This is a genomic window from Pseudogemmobacter faecipullorum (assembly GCF_020539525.1).
Taxonomy (GTDB): domain Bacteria; phylum Pseudomonadota; class Alphaproteobacteria; order Rhodobacterales; family Rhodobacteraceae; genus Pseudogemmobacter; species Pseudogemmobacter faecipullorum.
The window spans coordinates 40,503-59,359 of record NZ_JACDXX010000009.1; the positions used below are offsets into that span (position 1 = coordinate 40,503).

Consider the following 18,857-nt stretch of genomic DNA (forward strand, 5'->3'; position numbering starts at 1 on the left):
CGGGGCAGCTGGCAAGGGCGGCGTGGGGGCTGGTGCGAGAAGCGGCCTCAGGGACGCAGCAGGGTCACACCTGGCATGGCGGCGATCCGCCCGAGATCCTCGTGATAGCTCTGGCTCATGGCGCTGACCCTCGCCTGATCCCAGCCAGGCAGGCTGAACTGCATCTCAAGCTTTTCCGGCACTGCGAATTCCGCAAGGAAAGTCGAAACCACCTGGCGTGCGCCGGCGGTGGAGGCGGGGGGCTGGCTGGCCAGACGGGCCTGCATCCGGGCGAATCCCTCGGGCGACATGATCAGCGACAACAGCTCATCGGTATCGCTGAGCGGCGTGCCCGGGGCATGGCCGGCCACCGCCTGCAGCACCTCTGGCCAGATCAGCGGCGTATCCTCGTCACACCAGATGGTCATCGGGATGTCGGGATTCAGCGCGCGGATCCGGGCAATCACATCCGACCAGAGCAGGCTTTCCGGATCGGTCTCGCCGATAAAGGCGGCGTAATCGCGCGGCTCTTTCTGCTTCTCAAACAGCACCGGCAGCAGCGTCGCCGGATTGCGCAGCCCAAGGCAGAATTCGGCGCTGGCCGAGGGGAAGATCCGGGTGAAAGCCAGCAGCCGCTCGCCGGCGAATTCGTAGAGCCGTTTGCGCAAAGCCCATTGCGGGAAAGACAGGAAACTGTCCCAGCTCAGCACCAGACGCTCTGGCCGGTCTTCTTCCAGAATCTGCTCAAGGATCAGCTGTTCGCTCTCCGGCGAGGCTTTGGCCCCGCGCAGCTGCACCGCGGTATCGCGCAACAGCCGCCGGTAGCGGGTCGGGGCAGGCACCGCGATACCCTGATCGGCCAGCAGGGCGCGGTTTTTCAGCAGGCACCGGATCAGCCGCTCCTCATCAGTGCCATGGGCACCCAGATGATAGACAATATGCATGACTATGACTGCCCGTTCCTGCCGCGCTTACCGGCGCCCCGGGCGTTTTCGCCTGAGGGGCCTTTCACATGATATAGGGGGTTTTGGCATCAGGAACATGGCTTTCCTCTGGCGCGGTTATGGAAAATCCTGGTCCTTGGCGCGCGCGGGGGACAGCCAGTCTGCCATGGGCGGCGCAAAGCCCTGCCAGAACCGCCCGGCTGAGCGCGCCGGGAGATTGCGGGCCGAAAACAATCATGTTAGTCAGTCCGGGCTGGTCGCTATCTGATCTCTTTGGGGGATTCAGGAACGGCGGGACGGCAGATGGCAAAGACCGCGTCAGGGTGATTTTCCGCTCTGAAACCGCAGACGGCGCCCCTATAGCTCAGCTGGTAGAGCACCTGATTTGTAATCAGGGGGTCGGGGGTTCGAGTCCCTCTGGGGGCACCATTTTAACCTATAAAAAACAATGTGTTGCGCGATGCGGCCTCGAATTCTCGAGAGTCGCTTATGTTTCTGTCAGACATATGGCAGACATCATGCAGCGTCCACAGGCGGGCCGTGAAGCGTTGCAGTGTGGCAGCACGGCCCGATCAGGCACCCCGTAAGACGCTGTTCTGTCTGCGAAAATTCTGAACCAGCAGAAAACCCGGACGAAAAATCGCCGCATATGTAAGTCGAGTATCCGGGGAGGACCTGCCCCCCACCCCCACCTACCTAGGGGGTCTCGGGTCGCATCGGCCTGCCTTGATCATACAAGACCACCGACCGCCTCGCACCACCAAAGGTCGAAACAATCGGATTCGGCACAGCGGACAGTCAAGCAGACAGCCGACCGCCAGAATCAGACATGACGTGATACCTGGATTTCAGCGCCGTTGACGTGCGCCTGATTCACGACATGCGACGACACGCGACACGCGCGCAAATCCGTGTCACAGTGCGACGAGGCGCTGTTGCGTAAATCGACTTTTGGGTAAACAACCCCTTTCCCCCGAGAAGTCATGCAACGGCAGCGGTAATCGGCGTTCCGAGGGCTGTGAAGCGGTTAAGGATAGCGACGCGAACTTGAACCTCAGCGACTTGCCTGTCGAAGGCTTTCGCCATGAGGCGCTGCCCGAGTTGCTTGATACAGTTCATTTTGGTTTCCACACGGCTACGGCGATGATAGCGGCTCCAGTTTCGCCAAATGGATCGACCGAGCCGTTTGCATGTTCGCAAGGCTTCATTACGCGCTTTTGCTCCATCACTGGATGGTTTCCAAAAGCGAGCATTCTTGCGCGGCGGAATGACTGCCGTGGCCCCTCTGGCGGCGATGGCATCGTGACAGGCGCGCGTATCGAATGCTCCATCCGCAGTCACGCTGGAGATGCTGTCACTGGGATCAATTTGATCTAACAGCTCAGGTAGGATCGGCGCGTCGCCAATGGCACTCGACGTGACCTCAACGGCACGGATCTCCAGCGTTTCCTCATCAATCGCGATATGGATCTTGCGCCAGACCCTGCGCTTGGAGCCGCCATGTTTGCGGCGCTGCCACTCACCTTCACCCTCTGCTTTGATCCCTGTGCTGTCGATCAAAAGATGAAGGTTCTCTCTGCGACGGTAAGGGATTGCGACGTTCAATGTCTTCTGGCGGCGGCTGAGAGTGCTGAAGTCAGGCACCGACCACGGCAAACCGGAAAGATTTAGCAGGCTTTCCATGAAACCAGTGGCCTGTCGCAAAGGGAGTCCGAAGAGAACCTTCAGCGTTAAGCAGGCTTGAATGGCGGCGTCACTATACGCTTGCTGACGGCCACGTTTGCCGGACGGTCGAGCTTCCCACTCCATGTCCGCATCAAGCCAGACGGTCAGCGAACCCCGTTGCTTCAGGGAATGGTTGTAGGCACGCCAGTTGCTTGTCTTGTAACGGGGCTTCGATGGATAAGTCATGCCAAACGCTTACCACGACCCGGCAACATCATGAATCCCAATCGATTTACGCAACAGCGCCAATGGGGACCACAGTGATATTCCCACTTAGCCCTAGCGTTTTGCTTATTGGGACATTTGAGGGCATTCCAGACAAAATTGACCACTCATACGAACAAGTGACTAAAGTTAACACCCATATTGCAAATCATTCGGTCAAGCAGATATACGCCCGCGACGACAGCTTCCCCATACACCTCAGAGACAGATTGTTTGTGAGGGGTGCCGACCTATCGCGGCTAGTGTCGCAGAGGGCGATTAGGTGATTGTTGTGCGACGCCGAAATACCGCCCCTACACGCGCTGTCTCACATCGACGCGCCCGTTAGCGCCCCGAATGCAAAACGCGCTGCAATATAGGTTACAGCGCGTGTGCGGGGCGGTGTGACGCGGCAGGGGCGCTATTCGCGCGTCCACTCTGCATCGGGACTGTCGTTCCAGTCGTGATGCCTGACTTTGAGGTAGACGAGGAACAAGCCCCGCGCATCTTGCAGCGGTGGCAAGTCCAACACCCGGCAGGGTTCGGCAGGCTGGCCCCCAACCGACAAGCGCGATAGGCGGGAGGGTCCAGAGGCGATGACCTTGAACACTCGGCCCGGCTGCGGCCCCTTATTGCCTATCCGCACGTTGTTCCGGTTGAAATGCTCGACCAAGGCCGTAACGCGGACGACCCACCGATGCCCGTCAAAGTGCGAACATCTGGGGAGACGGCCCGCCTCCAAGAAATCGCGCAACACTCGATCCGGCCCGACGACCGACTCCAGCTTCTGTTTGTCCTTCGCATCGGTGCTGGGAATGTCGCCTGCCCGAAACCCGGAAATGTCGCGGGTGCGCAGGATGTGCATGAAGGCTTCCAACTCCTGTGGATATTGCTGGTGGAACAGCGTCCACATGGGGTCCGCCCGGCCATTCTTGCTGGCGTGTTTGGCCGACACCCGCAGAACGAGGTGCCTGCGGTCGTGCCGATTGACATGGGCGACATGCTCTTGGTTCGAGGTCATAAACACGCGGGCGAAGTTTCGTGCCTGCATCACGTCAACGCCCTTGCGCTCATGCCCGCCCATCCTCGTGGCCAGTGATCGCGTCGGAGTACTCGCGGTCTATCTTCGCATCGCGGGCCGCGGTCTTGAAGCGATGACGTCAGAAGTGATTTGGCTGCGCTCTCGGATCTGTAATCCCGACCACCTTTCGCACCCACTGGCCGACCTTGGCACCGGCAGACTGGGCGCGCTCGACTGGATCGGCGGGCTTCCCCCGGACAGGTGCGGTCGAATAAAAGACCGGCCCATCGGGCAAAGCGCGGATCATCTCGGGCAATCCCATCTCCAGAAGCTGGGGATGGATCGGCACTATGCGATAGGCGCCGGTCTTGACCGATCCGGCTTCCGGTGTGATCCGCAGACACAGGATACCGCGATTCTCGATCAGATCTTCCGTGCGAAGCTGCATCGCTTCGGTGATCCTTGCGCCGGAGAAGGCGCAGATCCATGGTCCCCAGCGGATCGCCCGCATGTTCTCTGGGGTGCGCCGACCAAGTTCCGCCGGGTCGACCAGAGCAGCGGTTAGAATGGCCTTTGCCTCATCGTCGGTGAAGCCCTTTTCCCGTGCCCATCTCGGTTTGGCGAACCTGACGCGGTTGTCTTCGGCTGGATTTTCTTTGAGCTTCCGCTTCTCGACCGCGACGCCGAACACCAGCTTGGTCACTGCCAAGTATTTCTGACTTACAGTGCGCGCGGCCAAGCCCTGCTCGTGGAGCAGATGATCGCACCAGTCGGAAATGCCTTCTGAAGTCACCTGCCTGGCATCGTCGTGATCCAGATACTCGATCAGCGACTCGATCTTCTGACGGAAGTCGCCCACCGTCCGTGCGGACTTGCCGTTCGCCAGATGGTCTCGTTCCCAGAGCTTGAACAGAGCGCGGATCGTCAGCTTCTCCGGGCTCGGCCGCGTGGTTACATTCGGTCCCATGACGGTCGGAAAGCGGTTTGCGCGGGGATCGGGGCTGTAGTCACCTTCCGAACATTTCAACTGCTGTTCCGCCACCTGCCTGTAAGCCCGGTCAGCTTCCTGTATCAAGCGGCTGCGGCTCGCGGCGTCGGTGACGATCCCGCGCTCGAGCAGGAGATTGTCAACGGTCGCGGCATACCAGCGCTCCGTCGCGTCAGGGTCGGCTGCCACACGGTCGAGAAGGGCCAGCGTCTCGGTCCAGACCTTCGGCGAGCCAGGCTCAAGTTCCATCGCAGCCATGTGGTCTCGGTAGAGGATGCCGGACAGCGCGACGATTTGCTGGTGGGGCAGGGGTTCGGGACGCTTCCGCAACGCAGCCCAGATCAGCTCTTGCTTCCTGACCTCATCGACGTTGCGCAACTTGGCTTCGTGGGGGTCTTTCGTTCGGAGCGAACGGCTGACCTCTTTCCTGCGGAACACGGTCACCAGATCGGCAGGTGTTTTCTGGCGGAAGTAGTAGACGCCGGACTTCGGATTCTTGTGCGGGCGGCTCATCTGCAAAACCATGGTGTAGAACCTCGGTGTAGAACCGAAGGCAATCCAAACCCTTGATAGCTTGCATCTTTTTGATCTGTAAGGGGAAAAGATGGTGCTGCAAGAGAGGATTGAACTCTCGACCTCTCCCTTACCAAGGGAGTGCTCTGCCACTGAGCTACTGCAGCTTTCTTTTCACTGAACGGCCAGAGCGGTTCCGCAAAGAGGATCGATGGTGCTGCAAGAGAGGATTGAACTCTCGACCTCTCCCTTACCAAGGGAGTGCTCTGCCACTGAGCTACTGCAGCACCGTTTCGATGAGCGGGGATTTAGACTCAAACATTTAACTCTGCAAGCCCCCAATTTCGCCGATGCTCTGGACCCTTAGCCTGAGGCGCTGTAATTCTTACGCCCATGTGTAAAGAAACTTCCGAAAAAAATGCCGGACCGCCGAAACCCGCCGCTGTCACACAGCGCGAGGGCCTGCTGAAATCGGCATTGAAAGCCAATATGGCGAAGCGGAAGGCCCAGGCACGGGCGAGAGCAGCGCAAAATTCTGCGGTTGAGACGGCGACCCCCGAGGCGCCGGGCAGCGAAAAAGGGTAAGAGGCGGGTTATGGATTCGATTCTGGTGAAGGGTAATGGTCCGCTGCAAGGCGTGATCCCGATCGCAGGGGCGAAAAACGCCTGCCTGACGCTGATGCCGGCGACGCTGCTCTCGGAAGAGCCGCTGACGCTGACCAATGCGCCGCGCCTCTCGGATATCCGCACCATGACCCAGCTGCTGGAATCGCTGGGCGTTGAGGTCTCGGCTCTGCAGGCCGGTAAAGTGATCACAATGTCCTCGCATGGTCAGATCAGCCCGGTTGCGGATTATGAGATCGTGCGCAAGATGCGCGCCTCCAACCTGGTGCTGGGCCCGCTGCTGGCGCGCTTTGGTCATGCGGTGGTCTCGCTGCCGGGCGGCTGCGCCATTGGCGCGCGGCCGATGGATATTCATATCGACGCCCTCGCCGCGCTCGGTGCCGAAATCGAGCTGCGCGACGGCTATCTGCATGCGAAAGTGGCAGGCGGCCGTCTGCAGGGCGGGGTGCATGAGATGCGCTTTGCCAGCGTCGGTGCCACCGAGAACTTCCTGATGGCGGCGGTTCTGGCCAAGGGCACCAGTGTGCTGAAAAACGCGGCGCGCGAGCCGGAGATCGTCGATCTGGCCGATTGCCTGCGTAAAATGGGCGCGCAGATCTCGGGCGATGGCAGCCCGACCATCGAGATCCAGGGCGTGGACCGTCTGCATGGCGCCACCCATCCGGTGGTCACCGACCGCATCGAGCTGGGCACCTATATGCTGGCCCCTGCGATCTGTGGCGGCGAGGTGGAATGCCTTGGCGGTAAGATCAGCCTGCTCGCCGCTTTCTGCGAAAAGCTGGACGAGGCCGGTATCTCGGTGACCGAGACGGAGCGCGGGCTGAAAGTCGCACGCAAAAACGGCCGGGTGAAGGCGGTGAATGTGGTGACCGAACCCTTCCCGGGCTTCCCGACCGATCTGCAGGCGCAGATGATGGCTCTGCTCTGCACCGCCGAGGGCACCTCGGTTCTGGAAGAAAAGATCTTCGAGAATCGTTTCATGCATGCGCCTGAGCTGATGCGCATGGGCGCGAAGATTGAGGTCCAGGGCGGCCATGCCACGGTGCATGGTGTTGAAAGGCTGAAAGGTGCGCCGGTGATGGCGACCGATCTGCGCGCCTCGGTCTCGCTGATTCTGGCGGGGCTCGCGGCCGAGGGCGAGACGGTGGTGAGCCGGGTCTATCACCTCGATCGCGGCTATGAGCGGGTCGAGGAAAAACTGCTGGCCTGCGGCGCGCATATCGAGCGTATTCAGGGCAACTGAACCGAAACGGGGGCAAGGATGGCGGATGCACGGTTTGAAGATGGCGAAGAGGGGCCTCTGAAGCTGATCGCGCTTGGCGAGGCAGATCTCAGCGTGTTCTCGGCTTTGCTCCAGGATGCGGTGCTTCCGGCCTCGGAAATGCGCTATGAGCGCCGCGCCCGCCGTTTCGTGGCTCTGGTGAACCGGCTGCGCCATGAGGATCTGGCGGCTGCCCGCCGCTCCGGCCGCCCGCCCGAACGGGTGCAGAGCCTGCTGACCGTGCGCGATGTGCTGGAAGTGGCAAGCCAGGGGATCACCCCAGGCAATGCAGATCAGATCCTGTCTTTGCTCTCGCTGTCCTGGGAGCCGGGCGATGAGGGCAGTGGTGCCCTGACCCTGATCCTCGCCGGGGATGGGGCGATCCGGCTCAGGCTGGAGACGCTGGAACTGCAGCTTGAGGATGTGACGCGGCCCTATATTGCCCCCTCGCGCAAAGTGCCCGATCACGGCGCCTGAGGCTGGTGGCTGAGGCCGGCGGCTTTTGCCTCGGGCGGGGATATTTCAGGACAGATGAAACCCGGCGGCTTTTCATCTGCCTGAAAATATCCCGGGGGCGGGGGCGCAGCCGCCGGTGGCAGCGCCCCTCTTTACGGGCTCAGCTGCGGGCGTTATGCCCCTCGCGACCCTGCAGGAGGCCCGCGCATGCCCATTTTCCTTTCGACGACTGATGCTGGCTTCGAGCAGGATTTCATCAGCTTCCTTGGCATGAAGCGCGAGGATGCGCCGGAAGTCGATGATGTGGTCGCTGCGATCATCGCTGATGTGCGCGCGCGCGGTGATCAGGCGGTGATCGATTATACCGCGAAATTTGACCGGCTGGAGCTGACGCCTGAGACGCTGTGCTTCTCGCCCGAAGAGATCGAGGCGGAATGTGCCAAAGTATCGCCCGAGGATGCGAAAGCCCTGACCCTCGCCGCCGAACGGATCCGCGCCTATCACGCGCGGCAGATGCCGCAGGATCAGAGCTGGACCGATCCGGAAGGGGCGATGCTGGGCTGGCGCTGGACCCCGGTCTCGGCCGCTGGCCTCTATGTGCCGGGTGGACTTGCCTCTTACCCTTCCTCGGTGCTGATGAATGCGGTTCCGGCCCGGGTTGCCGGGGTGGAGCGTCTGGTGATTGCCTGCCCGACCCCGGGCGGCGCGGTCAATCCCTTGGTGATCTTTGCCGCCCGCCTCGCCGGGGTCGATAAGATCTGGCGCATCGGCGGCGCCCAGGCGATTGCCGCCCTTGCCTATGGCACCGAAACCATCCAGCCGGTCGATAAGATCACCGGCCCGGGCAATGCCTTTGTTGCCGCCGCCAAGCGCCGGGTCTTTGGCAAGGTCGGTATTGATATGATCGCCGGGCCGTCGGAAATTCTGGTGATTGCCGACAGTAGTGCCGATCCGGACTGGGTGGCGCTCGATATGCTGAGCCAGGCCGAACATGATGCCTCGGCCCAGGCGATCCTTGTCACCCCCGATGCCGCTTATGCGCAGCAGGTGGTGGCGGTGCTGGAAAAACGGCTGGAGAGCCTGGAGCGGCGTGAGATTGCCGCTGCCTCCTGGCGTGACAATGGCGCGGTGATCATCACCCGCGACCTGGAAGAGGCGGCGGCTTTGTCGAACCGTGTGGCCCCCGAACATCTGGAGATCTGCACCGAGGATCCGGAGGCGGTTTCGGCCCGGATCACCCATGCCGGCGCGATCTTCCTCGGCCAGTGGACCCCGGAGGCGATCGGCGATTACATCGGCGGGCCGAACCATGTGCTGCCGACCGCGCGTTCGGCGCGGTTCTCCTCGGGGCTGTCGACGCTGGAATTTCTCAAGCGCAGCACGATTGCGAAAATGAGCCCGGGCGCTTTGCGTGACATTGGCCCCGCGGCCGAACGGCTGGCGATCTCGGAAAGCCTTGAGGCGCATGGTCTCAGCGTGCGGGCCCGGCTCGACCGGCTCAATCAGGGCTGAGCCGCCGGGCGGCTGCGCCCCGGACCAGTGTTCGGGCCAGGGTTCAGTGCCCGGGCCAGGGTTCGGGCGCGGCAAGGTCAGGGGGAGCTTGCATCGCTGCGGGCGCTCGGGCATCAAGATGTAACGTCTTTTTCGCCGGACCTGCCTATGACCAACCGCCTTTGCCATATTGAGATTGATGAGCGCGGGCTGATCCGCCCGACCCCGGAAATCGAGCAGGAGCGCAAGGTCGCGATTTTTGACCTGCTGGAAGAAAATACCTTTGGCCTGCCGGTGCGTGAGGGCCGCGAGATCCCGCCTGGCCCCTACCGCCTCGGCCTGTCGATCCGCGAGGGGCGGCTGGTCTTTGGCATCTCGCGTGAGGATGAGAGCCCGGTTTCCGAATTTCACCTTTCACTCGGGCCGTTTCGCCAGGTGGTGAAGGATTATTTCCAGATCTGCGAAAGCTATTTCGAGGCGGTCAAACGCCTGCCGCCCAGCCAGATTGAGGCGATTGATATGGCGCGGCGCGGTATTCATAACGAGGGGGCGCGGGTACTGCAGGAGCGGCTCGAAGGCAAGGCCGAGGTTGATGGAGCCACGGCGCGGCGGCTGTTTACCCTGATCTGCGTGTTGCACTGGGGGTGACTTTGGCGGCTTTCCCGCAGTCTGTTCTCTTTTGCTGTGACCATAATGCGGTCCGCTCGCCTATGGCGGAGGGGCTGATGAAAAAGCTCTATGGCCAGAAGGCCTATGTGCAATCGGCAGGCGTGCGCAATGATATGGAGATCGACGGCTTCTCGATCGCAGTCTGTCAGGAGATCGGTGTCGAGATTGAGCGGCACCGCTCGCGCTCGTTTGAGGAAATGCAGGAATGGGGCGATGATCTGGGGCAGTTTGACCTGATCGTTGCCCTTTCCCCCGCCAGCCAGCGCCAGGCGCTGGAGCTGACGCGCTGGCATCATCTTGAGGTTGAATACTGGCCGATCCTTGATCCGACCGGCCTTGGCGAAAGCCGGGAGGCCCGGCTTGCCGCCTATCGTCAGGCGCGAGACCAGATCCGCGACCGGATGCTGGCGCGTTTCGGCCCGCCCGAGGCCTGATCGCGCTGCCGGACGGACGCCCCGGCATTCCCACGGCCCTTAGCGTTTCAGGCGGCCTTCTCCCCGGCCGTTTCCCGGATTTTCGTCAGATTTCCCTCGATCCAGCCGACCAGCCTGGTCACATGCACTGCCGCCTCCTGGCCCAGTGGCGTCAGGTCGTAATCGACATGCGGCGGCACGACCTGATGCGCGGTGCGGCGGACAAAGCCATCCTGTTCCAGCTCGCGCAGGGTCTGCGCCAGCATCCGCTCACTGACCCCGTTCACCCGGCGGCGCAATTCGGCAAAGCGGTGGGTGCCGGTGGAAAGTGCCACCATCACCAGCGTGCCCCAGCGGCTGGTCAGATGCTGCAGGATCTGGCGCGAGGGGCAGTCTGCCGCCAGCACATTGCCCTGCGCCCAGCCGCTGAGCAGCGCTTCGGCCTGATCGCTCTGGCTTTCCTGCATGGTCGGAACTTTCTTATACTTACAAAAATGTGCGTACTTCCTTTTTGTAAGTACATGCTCCAGATTGCTCCTGTCAATAAAACATGGAGATCTGTGATGAGTATCGCCGTTACCGGAGCCACCGGCCAGCTGGGCCAGCTTGCCATCGAAGCGCTGCAGGCCCGGGGTGTCCGCCCTGTGGCGCTGGCGCGCAGCCCGGAAAAACTGGCCGGGACCGGGCTAGAGGCCCGCGCCTTTGACTATGAAAAAGCCGATCCCGCTGCTTTGGCCGGGATTGAGACCCTGGTGCTGATCTCATCGAGCGAGGTGGGCCGCCGTTTCCCCCAGCATCAGAATGTGATCGCCGCGGCGAAGGCTGCCGGGGTGAAGCGCATCCTCTATACCTCACTGCTGAAGGGCGATGCCTCGCCGATGCAGCTGGCGGCCGAGCATATCGGGACCGAAGCCGCGCTGCAGGCCTCGGGGCTTGCGGTCACCGTGCTGCGCAATGGCTGGTATAGCGAAAACCTGACCGGGGCGCTGGCGGCGGCGATTGAGCATGGCGCGATCATCGGTGCCTCGGGCGAGGGGCGCTATTCGGCAGCGGCGCGCAGGGATTATGCCGAGGCGATTGCCGTGGTCGCGACCACACAGGGGCATGAGGGCAAAGTCTATGAGCTGGCCGGCGATGACAGCTTTACCGGCGCCGGTCTGGCGGCTGAGGTCACGGCGCAATCGGGCAAACAGGTCGCCTGGGCGCCGCTGAGCGAGGCGGAATATGCCAGAGCGCTGGAAGGTTTCGGCCTGCCTGCGGCTTTTGCAGCCATTCTGGCCGATAGTGATGCGAAAGCCGCTGAGGGTGCGCTGGAAGACAACAGCCGCACCCTGTCGCGGCTGATCGGCCGCCCGACCACGCCTTTGCGCGATGTGGTGGCAGCGGCTCTCGCCTGATCTGACCCGCGTCCGCCCCGGGTGACGCTCTCATACCAAAGGCGGACGCATTTCGACTTTCCAATCGGACTTAAAGCATTATCTTTCCTGATAAAATGGAAAGGGAGTGCCATGTCTGCCAGTGAAACGCGCCAGCTGATCGAGAGCTATTACAAGGCTTTCAATGCGCTGAAGCCCCAGGAAATGACCGCTCTGGTCAGTGATGACATCGAGCACCGCGTCAATGAGGGTGCGATCCGTCTCGGGAAAGAGAAATTCGCGGAATTTGGCTCGCATATGGGCGTGTCCTACCGCGAAGAGCTGAAAGACATTGAGATTTTCGTCAATGCGGATGGCAGCCGGGCGGCTGCGGAATTCATCGTTCATGGCGAATATCTGCAGACCGATCCGGGCCTGCCCGAGGCGAAGGGGCAGAAATATATCCTGCCTGCCGGTGCCTTCTTTGAGGTGAAGGGTGGCAAAATTGCGCGCGTCACCGTGTTCTATAATCTCAATGACTGGATCGCGCAGGTCTCGGCATGAGCTTTGAGGTCAGGGCTTTGCGCGGGGCCGAGCTGGAGGCCGCGCTGGAGGATATGGCGCGGCTCCGCATCACCGTGTTTCGCGCCTGGCCCTATCTCTATGATGGCACGCTCGATTATGAGCGTGCCTATCTTCAGGCCTATCGCGAGAGCGAGGGGGCGCTGCTGGTGGCGGCGATTGACGATGGCAAAATCGTCGGAGCCTCGACCTCGGCGCCGATGGAAGATCATGCCGGTGAATTTGCCGAGCCGATGCATGACAGTGGTGTGGCGCTGGAAAAGATCCTTTACGGCGCAGAATCTGTGCTGCTGCCGGAGTATCGGGGCAGGGGCGTCGGGCATCGCTTCTTTGATCTGCGCGAGCAACATGCCCGCAGCCTTGGCCGCAGCCATGTCGCTTTCTGCTCGGTGATCCGCCCGGCAGATCATCCTTTGCGCCCCGAAACCTATCGCACCAATGATGTCTTCTGGACCAAACGCGGCTATGCGCCGCTCGAAGGGGCGATTGCGCGCTTTTCCTGGCGCGATCTCGATCAGAAGGATGAGACCGAGAAACGGCTGCAGTTCTGGATGCGCGCGCTCTGAGCCCGGGCTCATCGCGCCCGGCCACAGGATTTCTGAGCGCCCCGCCGGCTGATCTGCCGGGCGGGGCGGTTTTGTTTCGGCAAAGGCCTTACCAGGTCGCAGGTCCGGGCCCTGCCGGGCCATCCGGGCCGATTGTGCTTGAAAATCCTTGCATGAAAGCGCATATGCCGCCTCAGAAGTGCCTGCGGCTCCCCGCGGGCTCAAACGCTATTCGGAGCAGACATGGCTAAGGAAGACATTCTCGAATTCCCAGGTGTCGTTAAGGAACTCTTGCCGAATGCGACATTCAAGGTCGAACTCGATAATGGCCATGAACTGATCGCGACCATGGCAGGCAAGATGCGCAAGAACCGTATTCGTGTTCTGGCAGGCGACAAAGTCCAGGTCGAAATGACCCCCTACGATCTGTCCAAAGGTCGTATTAACTATCGCTTCAAGTAAGCTTTGCGCCTGATCCTAGGTTCAGCCTCACCGCGCCGGAAAGAGCTTCTGGCGCAGCTTGGCATTGCCCCCGACCTGATCTCGCCGCCCGATATTGACGAAGAGCCGAAAAAGGGCGAGCTGCCTCGCCCTTATGCCGCGCGGCTGGCGCGGGAAAAGGCCTTCGCAGTGGCTTCAGAGCCCGATGATATCGTGCTTTGCGCCGATACGACCGTGGCGCTGGGGCGCCGTATCCTCGGCAAACCCCGTGATGTAACCGAGGCAGCCAGCTTCCTGACCCTGCTCGGCGGGCGGCGCCATGAGGTGGTCACCGCGATTGCTGTGCGGCGCGGTGAGCGGCTCTGGACGCGTGAAAGCGTTTCTTTCGTGAAAATGAAACGGCTCTCGGATGCTGAGCTGAACTGCTATCTCGCCAGCAATGACTGGCAGGGTAAGGCAGGCGGCTATGGGATCCAGGGGGCAGCGGGCGCGTTTCTGCCGTGGATCTCGGGCAGTTACAGCGGAATTATGGGCCTGCCGGTTGCCGAGACCGCAGCGCTTTTGACAGCGGCCGGATTTCCGGTCTGGAGGCAGGAATGACGGGCAGAGTGGTTCTGATGGACCGGCTGGGCGAGCGCGAGGTCGCCGCTTTGCTGGTGGATGGACGGATTGAGGAAATCGCCATTGATTCAGAGACGTCAGAGCTTGTGCCTGGCGCGATCTGCCGGGTGGTAGCCAATCGTCCGGTCAAAGGCCAGGGCGGCATTTTCGTCAGGCTTCCGGGCGGCGAAAGCGGCTTTTTGCGCCAGATCTCGGGCATTGCGCCCGGCCAGCGCCTGATCGTTCAGGTCTCGGGTCCGGCGGAAGAGGGCAAGGCCGTGCCGGTCACCACCCGCCTGCTGTTCAAATCGCGCTATGTGATCTTCACCCCCGGTGCGCCCGGCGTGAATATCTCACGCCAGATCCGCGATGAAGAGACCCGTGAGGCGCTGGAAGCCCTGGCGGGCGAGGGCATGGCGGGGGCCGATCCGACGCTTGGCCTGATTCTGCGCTCTTCCTGCAGCGAGGCAGAGAGCGGTGATATCGCGGATGATCTGCGCAATATGCGCGATCTGGCCGAGGCGGTTCTGGCCGATCTGAACGGCGAGCCTGAGCTGCTGCTGGATGCGCCGGGCGCGCATGATCTGGCCTGGCGTGACTGGGTTGATCCCGCCCCGGAGGAGGTGCGCGATGAGGCGGGATGTTTTGACGATGAGGGGGTCTCGGATCAGCTGGATGAGCTGCTGCTGCCGCGCGTCGGTCTGCCCGGCGGTGGTCATATGCAGATCGAGCCGACCCGTGCCCTGATCGCGATCGATATTAACACCGGCCCCGATACCTCACCCGCCGCCGCGCTGAAGGTGAATATCGCCGCCGCCCGTGAGCTGCCGCGCCAGCTGCGGCTGCGCGGTCTTGGGGGGCAGATCGTCATCGACTTCGCGCCGATGCCGAAACGCGACCGCAATATCCTCGAGCAGGTGATCAGGGCCGCGTTTAAATCCGGTGGCGAGAGCACGCTCTCGGGCTGGACCGGACTGGGTCTTTATGAGCTGACGCGCCGCCGCGACCGGCTGGCTCTGAGCAGGCTCTGGACATGAGCTGCCCGATCTGCGGCAAACCGGTGGAACAGGCCTGGCGGCCCTTCTGCTCAAAGCGCTGCGCCGATCTTGATCTGGCGCGGTGGCTGGGCGGGGGCTACCGGATTTCCTCGGGCGAGGACGAGGCGGAAAGCCTGCCAGATCAAGAGGATGGCGGAAAAAGAGACGAAAGCTGAAATTCATTCACTTTCCCTCTGGACACCCCCCACCACCCTCGCTAGAACGCCCTCATCGAAAGGCAAACGCCTGAAGATGAAAGTGCCCGGATAGCTCAGTTGGTAGAGCAGCGGATTGAAAATCCGCGTGTCGGCGGTTCAAATCCGTCTCCGGGCACCACTTTCTTCCAGAAAGTAATTCGCCAGGCAGCCCGTCTCTGACGGGCTTTTTGCTGTCTGAAGCCCGGCAGTCACCGCGCTTTATTTTTGCCGGGTTTCTGCGCTGCAGGTGGGGGAAGCTGGGGGCAGGGCTGCGCTGCCCCGGCACCGGCGGCGGTCCCGGACCGAGGCTTTTCAGAATCACTTCGCAGAATCAGCATGATGGAGAGAATCGCTGATCCTGCGATGCTTTCGCAGTCTCGCAGCCGGGCGCAGCGTTTCAGGTGCCCGGCCGGAAGTTCCTGTTCAGAGGCCCGGTTGCAGATCCTGTTTCAGCGCGCCCGTCGCATCGAAGATCAGCAGCCGGCCGCTTTCGGTGACCACTGCCGTCCAGCCTTTGCCAAAGGTCACAGCCCCGGCCTTCTCGCCTTCGGGCAGGCGCAGCGCGGCGGGCAGCTCCGGCAGGGCTGTGCCTGGCGCGTTCAGTCGGGTGACAAGCAGCACGGTCACCGCTATGACACCGGCGATCATGCTGAGCATCAGCACGATCACCAGACCTTTCAGAAAACGCAGCGAAGGCGGCAGCGCCATGTCTTCGGGAACCTCGGCCATGATGGATGAACCTTTCGATGACGACAGCGCCGGTGGCGCAGCAGGGGAGGTGATCCGCATCACCCTTGAGGATGACACGCCTGCGCGTCTTGATAAGGCGCTGACCCTTGCAGTGCCAGAGGAGGCGGCTTTGTCGCGCTCGCGTCTGGCAAGGCTGATCGAGGCCGGTGCGGTGTCGCGTGGCGGTGTGGTGATCACTGATCAGAAGGCCAAAGTCACCCCGGGCGAGATCTGGGAAATCCGGCTGGGCCCGGCTGAGCCGGTCGAGACCCTGGCCGAAAATATTCCGCTCGATGTCATCTATGAGGATGACGATCTGATCGTCATCAACAAACCGGCCGGCATGGTGGTGCATCCCGCGCCCGGCACGCCCTCGGGCACGCTGGTCAATGCCTTGCTCTACCATTGCGGCGAGACCCTCTCGGGGATCGGCGGCGAGCGGCGCCCGGGCATTGTGCACCGGATCGATAAAGAGACCTCGGGTCTGCTGGTGGCGGCGAAATCCGACCGCGCCCATCACGGCCTTGCGGCGCAGTTTGAGGCGCATAGCGTGACCCGGCATTATCTGGCGATCTGCCATGGCGTGCCCGAAGGCTCTGACCCGCGGCTGCGCGGCACGCGCGGTGTCAGCTTTGAGGCTGCCGGGGTGATCCGCGTGGCGACCAACCTGGCGCGCCACCGCACCGACCGGCAGAAACAGGCGGTCTGCTGGCCGCCTGAGGGCCGTCATGCCGTGACCCGGGCCCATGTGGTCGAGCGGTTCCAGGGCCAGGCGGCGCTGATTGACTGCTGGCTGGAGACCGGGCGCACCCATCAGATCCGCGTGCATCTGGCCTGGGCCGGGCATGGGCTGCTGGGCGATCCGACCTATGGCGGGCGGCGTAAGCTCTCGGAAAAGCTGGTCGGGGCCGGAGCCCAGGCGGCGGCGGATTTCCCGCGCCAGGCTTTGCATGCGGCCAGCCTGGGCTTTATCCATCCGGTGACCGGGGCGCAGATGGAATTTGAAAGCGATCTGCCTGAGGATATGGCGGCCTTGCTTGCGGCTCTGCGTCAGGGCGTTTCCAGCTGAGTTTTTCAGGCGGCTGCCGGGGAAAAGCCCGGTTGCCGCTGACATTGCTGTGATTTTCCGTAACAACCTCTTTTCTCAGGGAACAACCGCCCCCATCTCGCGTTGGTATGCCATCAGTCCCGCCCTGTGACGGGGGATTGGTGGATGAGATTGCCAGACGAAATTGAGACGGTCCGCCGGGGGCTTAAAGCACCGGCAAGGAACAGGGGGCAGATCATGAGCACCTATACCAACCTTCCCGCACCGAGCCCCGAGCAGGGGCTCAACCGTTATCTGCAGGAAATCCGCAAATTCCCGCTGCTTGAGCCGGAACAGGAATATATGCTGGCCAAGGCCTGGGTCGAACGCCAGGACAGCCAAGCCGCGCATCAGCTGGTCACCTCGCATCTGCGGCTCGCGGCGAAAATCGCCATGGGTTATCGCGGCTATGGGCTGCCGCAGGCTGAGGTGATTTCCGAGGCCAATGTCGGCCTGATGCAGGCGGTCAAACGCTTTGATCCGGAAAAAGGCTTCCGCCTTGCGACCTATGCAATGTGGTGGATCCGCGCCTCGATCCAGGAATATATCCTGCGGTCCTGGAGCCTGGTGAAAATGGGCACCACCTCGGCGCAGAAGAAGCTGTTCTTCAATCTGCGCAAGGCCAAGGCAAAGCTCGGCGCGCTGGAGGAGGGCGACCTTCGTCCGGAAAACGTCGCGCAGATCGCCAAAGATCTTTCGGTCACTGAAAGTGAAGTGATCGAGATGAACCGCCGTCTGGCGGGCTCGGATGCCTCGCTGAACGTTTCGGTTGGTTCGGACGGCGATAGTTCCAGCCAGTGGCAGGACTGGCTCGAGGATGAGAACAGCGATCAGGCCGGCGCCTATGCCGAAAAGGATGAGCTGGATGCGCGGCGTGAAATGCTGGTCAGCGCCATGTCGGTGCTGAACGAGCGCGAGAAAGACATTCTGATGCAGCGCCGCCTTTCGGAAGAGCCGGTGACGCTGGAGGAGCTGTCGGAAAGCTATAAGGTCTCGCGCGAACGGATCCGCCAGATCGAGGTCCGGGCTTTTGAAAAACTACAGGCGCGGATGCGCGAGCTGGCCCGGAGCAAGGGCATGACCATCCCGGCCTGATTTTAGCGCATGACCCCGCCAGAGTTTCTGGCGGGGTTTTTAAATCTGCCGCTCCCGGCCGGCGGCCCGACCTGGCGCTGCTGCGCCTCTCGCACGCCAGAGGGCGGGGAGAGGCCGGGCGGGGCGGAGCCTCTTTCCTTCTGTTGCCGCAAGCCTCGGCAGGGTTTAGGAGAGGGGGCAAGAAAACCCGCCTGTGAGGAAAATCCATGCGAATGATCGACACTTTCGTTAAGCCGATGCATCGCGAGGGCATCCCCTTCGTTGCGATTTTCGCCGCCATCACCCTGGTGCTGTTCCTGGTCTGGGAGCCGCTGGGCTGGATTGGTGCCGGTCTGACGGTCTGGTGCTATTATTTTTTCCGCGACCCCAAACGCGCGGTGCCGGAAAACAAGGGCCTGCTGGTCAGCCCGGCCGATGGTATTGTCTCGATGATCACCAAAGCCGTGCCGCCGGTCGAGCTGGGCCTTGGCCCGGAAGCCCTGACCCGGGTTTCGGTTTTCATGTCGGTGTTTAACTGCCATGTGAACCGCGCGCCGATTTCCGGCAAGGTCACGGCTGTTGCTTACCGCTCGGGTAAATTCCTCAATGCCTCGCTCGACAAGGCCTCGGTCGATAATGAGCGCAATGCTCTGGCGATTGAGCTGGAGGATGGCCGTCATATCGCCGTGGTGCAGATTGCCGGTCTTGTAGCCCGCCGCATCGTCTGCTGGTCGCGCCCGGGCAGCTATCTGCGCACGGGTGAGCGTTTTGGTCTGATTCGTTTCGGCTCGCGCCTTGATGTCTATCTGCCCGAAGGGGTCGAGCCCCAGGTTGCGCTTGGTCAGACTGCGGTTGCCGGGGAAACCGTTCTGGCGGTGATCGGTGAAACGGTTCCGGCCCGTCACGCCCGGATGGAGTGAAC

Annotated in this window: 23 protein-coding genes and 4 tRNA genes; 19 read left to right on the forward strand and 8 right to left on the reverse strand. The window is 62.0% G+C overall.

The window, feature by feature from the left end; translation table 11 throughout:
- Nucleotides 1-47: 47 nt before the first annotated feature.
- Nucleotides 48-923: a hypothetical protein gene (locus H0485_RS10995; RefSeq protein WP_226935511.1), complete on the reverse strand. Its 876-nt coding sequence runs from the start codon at nt 921-923 to the stop codon at nt 48-50.
- A gap of 353 nt (nt 924-1,276) precedes the next feature.
- Between H0485_RS10995 and H0485_RS11000 the strand changes: the two genes are divergently transcribed.
- Nucleotides 1,277-1,352, forward strand: a tRNA-Thr gene (locus H0485_RS11000).
- A 552-nt stretch (nt 1,353-1,904) separates the two neighbouring features.
- Here H0485_RS11000 and H0485_RS11005 read toward each other — a convergent pair.
- On the reverse strand, nt 1,905-2,834 hold the full coding sequence (locus tag H0485_RS11005; RefSeq protein ID WP_226935512.1) for an IS5 family transposase: 930 nt from the start codon (nt 2,832-2,834) through the stop codon (nt 1,905-1,907).
- Here H0485_RS11005 and H0485_RS21855 point away from each other — a divergent pair.
- A complete protein-coding gene (locus tag H0485_RS21855) occupies nt 2,822-3,139 on the forward strand; it encodes a DUF4238 domain-containing protein (RefSeq protein ID WP_226935514.1) in 318 nt (105 codons plus the stop codon). The two genes, H0485_RS11005 and H0485_RS21855, sit on opposite strands and share 13 nt — an antisense overlap.
- 134 nt (nt 3,140-3,273) lie before the next feature.
- On the opposite strand, the gene H0485_RS11015 is transcribed toward H0485_RS21855, so the two are convergent.
- The 4 genes from H0485_RS11015 to H0485_RS11030 all read right to left on the reverse strand — a co-directional run bounded on the left by H0485_RS11015 (nt 3,274) and on the right by H0485_RS11030 (nt 5,661).
- The gene (locus tag H0485_RS11015) at nt 3,274-3,936 is read right to left on the reverse strand and encodes a hypothetical protein (protein WP_226935516.1); all 663 of its coding nucleotides are present in this window, start codon (nt 3,934-3,936) and stop codon (nt 3,274-3,276) included.
- A 76-nt stretch (nt 3,937-4,012) separates the two neighbouring features.
- Nucleotides 4,013-5,386: a site-specific integrase gene (locus H0485_RS11020; RefSeq protein WP_226935518.1), complete on the reverse strand. Its 1,374-nt coding sequence runs from the start codon at nt 5,384-5,386 to the stop codon at nt 4,013-4,015.
- Between the two features lie 80 nt (nt 5,387-5,466).
- Nucleotides 5,467-5,541, reverse strand: a tRNA-Thr gene (locus H0485_RS11025).
- A 45-nt stretch (nt 5,542-5,586) separates the two neighbouring features.
- Nucleotides 5,587-5,661: transfer RNA gene (locus tag H0485_RS11030), tRNA-Thr, on the reverse strand.
- 106 nt (nt 5,662-5,767) lie between these two features.
- Between H0485_RS11030 and H0485_RS11035 the strand changes: the two genes are divergently transcribed.
- From H0485_RS11035 to H0485_RS11060, 6 genes are all read left to right on the forward strand, one after another.
- Nucleotides 5,768-5,959 carry a hypothetical protein gene (locus H0485_RS11035; RefSeq protein ID WP_226935520.1) on the forward strand — a complete coding sequence of 64 codons (192 nt, stop codon included), beginning with the start codon at nt 5,768-5,770 and terminating at the stop codon, nt 5,957-5,959.
- Nucleotides 5,960-5,969: 10 nt separating this feature from the next.
- A complete protein-coding gene (murA, locus tag H0485_RS11040) occupies nt 5,970-7,241 on the forward strand; it encodes a UDP-N-acetylglucosamine 1-carboxyvinyltransferase (protein WP_226935522.1) in 1,272 nt (423 codons plus the stop codon).
- Nucleotides 7,242-7,259: 18 nt separating this feature from the next.
- The gene (locus H0485_RS11045; protein WP_226935524.1) at nt 7,260-7,736 is read left to right on the forward strand and encodes a DUF2948 family protein; all 477 of its coding nucleotides are present in this window, start codon (nt 7,260-7,262) and stop codon (nt 7,734-7,736) included.
- Nucleotides 7,737-7,922: 186 nt separating this feature from the next.
- Nucleotides 7,923-9,227: a histidinol dehydrogenase gene (hisD, locus tag H0485_RS11050; RefSeq protein WP_226935526.1), complete on the forward strand. Its 1,305-nt coding sequence runs from the start codon at nt 7,923-7,925 to the stop codon at nt 9,225-9,227.
- Between the two features lie 147 nt (nt 9,228-9,374).
- Nucleotides 9,375-9,854: a UPF0262 family protein gene (locus H0485_RS11055; RefSeq protein ID WP_226935527.1), complete on the forward strand. Its 480-nt coding sequence runs from the start codon at nt 9,375-9,377 to the stop codon at nt 9,852-9,854.
- A complete protein-coding gene (locus H0485_RS11060) occupies nt 9,851-10,309 on the forward strand; it encodes an arsenate-mycothiol transferase ArsC (protein ID WP_226935529.1) in 459 nt (152 codons plus the stop codon). The genes H0485_RS11055 and H0485_RS11060 overlap by 4 nt, the downstream gene beginning before the upstream one ends.
- A gap of 47 nt (nt 10,310-10,356) precedes the next feature.
- Here H0485_RS11060 and H0485_RS11065 read toward each other — a convergent pair whose 3' ends face one another.
- Nucleotides 10,357-10,755, reverse strand: a complete 399-nt coding sequence (locus tag H0485_RS11065) for a winged helix-turn-helix transcriptional regulator (RefSeq protein WP_226935531.1) — start codon at nt 10,753-10,755, stop codon at nt 10,357-10,359.
- Between the two features lie 96 nt (nt 10,756-10,851).
- On the opposite strand from H0485_RS11065, the gene H0485_RS11070 reads away from it, so the two are divergent.
- The 8 genes from H0485_RS11070 (at nt 10,852) to H0485_RS11105 (ending at nt 15,184) form a co-directional block, all read left to right on the forward strand.
- Nucleotides 10,852-11,685 (forward strand): SDR family oxidoreductase, encoded by an 834-nt coding sequence (locus H0485_RS11070; protein WP_226935533.1) that lies wholly within the window; start codon nt 10,852-10,854, stop codon nt 11,683-11,685.
- Between the two features lie 111 nt (nt 11,686-11,796).
- Entirely contained in the window at nt 11,797-12,207 is a 411-nt protein-coding gene (locus tag H0485_RS11075; RefSeq protein ID WP_226935535.1) for a ketosteroid isomerase-related protein, read from the forward strand.
- Nucleotides 12,204-12,791, forward strand: a complete 588-nt coding sequence (locus H0485_RS11080; protein ID WP_226935537.1) for a GNAT family N-acetyltransferase — start codon at nt 12,204-12,206, stop codon at nt 12,789-12,791. Before H0485_RS11075 ends, H0485_RS11080 begins: the two co-directional genes overlap by 4 nt.
- A gap of 222 nt (nt 12,792-13,013) precedes the next feature.
- Nucleotides 13,014-13,232 carry a translation initiation factor IF-1 gene (gene infA, locus H0485_RS11085; RefSeq protein ID WP_045389309.1) on the forward strand — a complete coding sequence of 73 codons (219 nt, stop codon included), beginning with the start codon at nt 13,014-13,016 and terminating at the stop codon, nt 13,230-13,232.
- A gap of 3 nt (nt 13,233-13,235) precedes the next feature.
- Nucleotides 13,236-13,811 (forward strand): Maf family protein, encoded by a 576-nt coding sequence (locus H0485_RS11090; protein ID WP_226935539.1) that lies wholly within the window; start codon nt 13,236-13,238, stop codon nt 13,809-13,811.
- Nucleotides 13,808-14,848: a ribonuclease E/G gene (locus tag H0485_RS11095; RefSeq protein WP_226935541.1), complete on the forward strand. Its 1,041-nt coding sequence runs from the start codon at nt 13,808-13,810 to the stop codon at nt 14,846-14,848. Before H0485_RS11090 ends, H0485_RS11095 begins: the two co-directional genes overlap by 4 nt.
- Nucleotides 14,845-15,024, forward strand: a complete 180-nt coding sequence (locus H0485_RS11100) for a DNA gyrase inhibitor YacG (protein WP_226935543.1) — start codon at nt 14,845-14,847, stop codon at nt 15,022-15,024. The genes H0485_RS11095 and H0485_RS11100 overlap by 4 nt, the downstream gene beginning before the upstream one ends.
- Before the next feature lie 84 nt (nt 15,025-15,108).
- Nucleotides 15,109-15,184 (forward strand) — tRNA-Phe (locus H0485_RS11105).
- A 284-nt stretch (nt 15,185-15,468) separates the two neighbouring features.
- Here H0485_RS11105 and H0485_RS11110 read toward each other — a convergent pair.
- A complete protein-coding gene (locus tag H0485_RS11110; RefSeq protein WP_226935545.1) occupies nt 15,469-15,774 on the reverse strand; it encodes a DUF6476 family protein in 306 nt (101 codons plus the stop codon).
- On the opposite strand from H0485_RS11110, the gene H0485_RS11115 reads away from it, so the two are divergent.
- The 3 genes from H0485_RS11115 (at nt 15,773) to H0485_RS11125 (ending at nt 18,855) form a co-directional block, all read left to right on the forward strand.
- Entirely contained in the window at nt 15,773-16,843 is a 1,071-nt protein-coding gene (locus H0485_RS11115) for an RluA family pseudouridine synthase (RefSeq protein WP_435531494.1), read from the forward strand. The genes H0485_RS11110 and H0485_RS11115 overlap by 2 nt on opposite strands.
- A gap of 216 nt (nt 16,844-17,059) precedes the next feature.
- The gene (gene rpoH, locus H0485_RS11120) at nt 17,060-17,956 is read left to right on the forward strand and encodes an RNA polymerase sigma factor RpoH (RefSeq protein WP_226935547.1); all 897 of its coding nucleotides are present in this window, start codon (nt 17,060-17,062) and stop codon (nt 17,954-17,956) included.
- A 206-nt stretch (nt 17,957-18,162) separates the two neighbouring features.
- Nucleotides 18,163-18,855, forward strand: a complete 693-nt coding sequence (locus H0485_RS11125; RefSeq protein WP_226935548.1) for a phosphatidylserine decarboxylase — start codon at nt 18,163-18,165, stop codon at nt 18,853-18,855.
- The last annotated feature ends 2 nt before the right edge of the window (nt 18,856-18,857 follow it).

What these genes read in the sequence shown, in the direction of transcription:
- H0485_RS10995 (WP_226935511.1), bottom strand. Translation starts at nt 923, where the DNA reads ATGCATATTGTCTATCATCTGGGTGCCCATGGCACTGATGAGGAGCGG.
- H0485_RS21855 (WP_226935514.1), top strand. Translation starts at nt 2,822, where the DNA reads ATGGATAAGTCATGCCAAACGCTTACCACGACCCGGCAACATCATGAA.
- H0485_RS11005 (WP_226935512.1), bottom strand. Translation starts at nt 2,834, where the DNA reads ATGACTTATCCATCGAAGCCCCGTTACAAGACAAGCAACTGGCGTGCC.
- H0485_RS11015 (WP_226935516.1), bottom strand. Translation starts at nt 3,936, where the DNA reads ATGGGCGGGCATGAGCGCAAGGGCGTTGACGTGATGCAGGCACGAAAC.
- H0485_RS11020 (WP_226935518.1), bottom strand. Translation starts at nt 5,386, where the DNA reads ATGGTTTTGCAGATGAGCCGCCCGCACAAGAATCCGAAGTCCGGCGTC.
- H0485_RS11035 (WP_226935520.1), top strand. Translation starts at nt 5,768, where the DNA reads ATGTGTAAAGAAACTTCCGAAAAAAATGCCGGACCGCCGAAACCCGCC.
- murA (WP_226935522.1), top strand. Translation starts at nt 5,970, where the DNA reads ATGGATTCGATTCTGGTGAAGGGTAATGGTCCGCTGCAAGGCGTGATC.
- H0485_RS11045 (WP_226935524.1), top strand. Translation starts at nt 7,260, where the DNA reads ATGGCGGATGCACGGTTTGAAGATGGCGAAGAGGGGCCTCTGAAGCTG.
- hisD (WP_226935526.1), top strand. Translation starts at nt 7,923, where the DNA reads ATGCCCATTTTCCTTTCGACGACTGATGCTGGCTTCGAGCAGGATTTC.
- H0485_RS11055 (WP_226935527.1), top strand. Translation starts at nt 9,375, where the DNA reads ATGACCAACCGCCTTTGCCATATTGAGATTGATGAGCGCGGGCTGATC.
- H0485_RS11065 (WP_226935531.1), bottom strand. Translation starts at nt 10,755, where the DNA reads ATGCAGGAAAGCCAGAGCGATCAGGCCGAAGCGCTGCTCAGCGGCTGG.
- H0485_RS11070 (WP_226935533.1), top strand. Translation starts at nt 10,852, where the DNA reads ATGAGTATCGCCGTTACCGGAGCCACCGGCCAGCTGGGCCAGCTTGCC.
- H0485_RS11075 (WP_226935535.1), top strand. Translation starts at nt 11,797, where the DNA reads ATGTCTGCCAGTGAAACGCGCCAGCTGATCGAGAGCTATTACAAGGCT.
- H0485_RS11080 (WP_226935537.1), top strand. Translation starts at nt 12,204, where the DNA reads ATGAGCTTTGAGGTCAGGGCTTTGCGCGGGGCCGAGCTGGAGGCCGCG.
- infA (WP_045389309.1), top strand. Translation starts at nt 13,014, where the DNA reads ATGGCTAAGGAAGACATTCTCGAATTCCCAGGTGTCGTTAAGGAACTC.
- H0485_RS11095 (WP_226935541.1), top strand. Translation starts at nt 13,808, where the DNA reads ATGACGGGCAGAGTGGTTCTGATGGACCGGCTGGGCGAGCGCGAGGTC.
- H0485_RS11100 (WP_226935543.1), top strand. Translation starts at nt 14,845, where the DNA reads ATGAGCTGCCCGATCTGCGGCAAACCGGTGGAACAGGCCTGGCGGCCC.
- H0485_RS11115 (WP_435531494.1), top strand. Translation starts at nt 15,773, where the DNA reads ATGATGGATGAACCTTTCGATGACGACAGCGCCGGTGGCGCAGCAGGG.
- H0485_RS11110 (WP_226935545.1), bottom strand. Translation starts at nt 15,774, where the DNA reads ATGGCCGAGGTTCCCGAAGACATGGCGCTGCCGCCTTCGCTGCGTTTT.
- rpoH (WP_226935547.1), top strand. Translation starts at nt 17,060, where the DNA reads ATGAGCACCTATACCAACCTTCCCGCACCGAGCCCCGAGCAGGGGCTC.
- H0485_RS11125 (WP_226935548.1), top strand. Translation starts at nt 18,163, where the DNA reads ATGCGAATGATCGACACTTTCGTTAAGCCGATGCATCGCGAGGGCATC.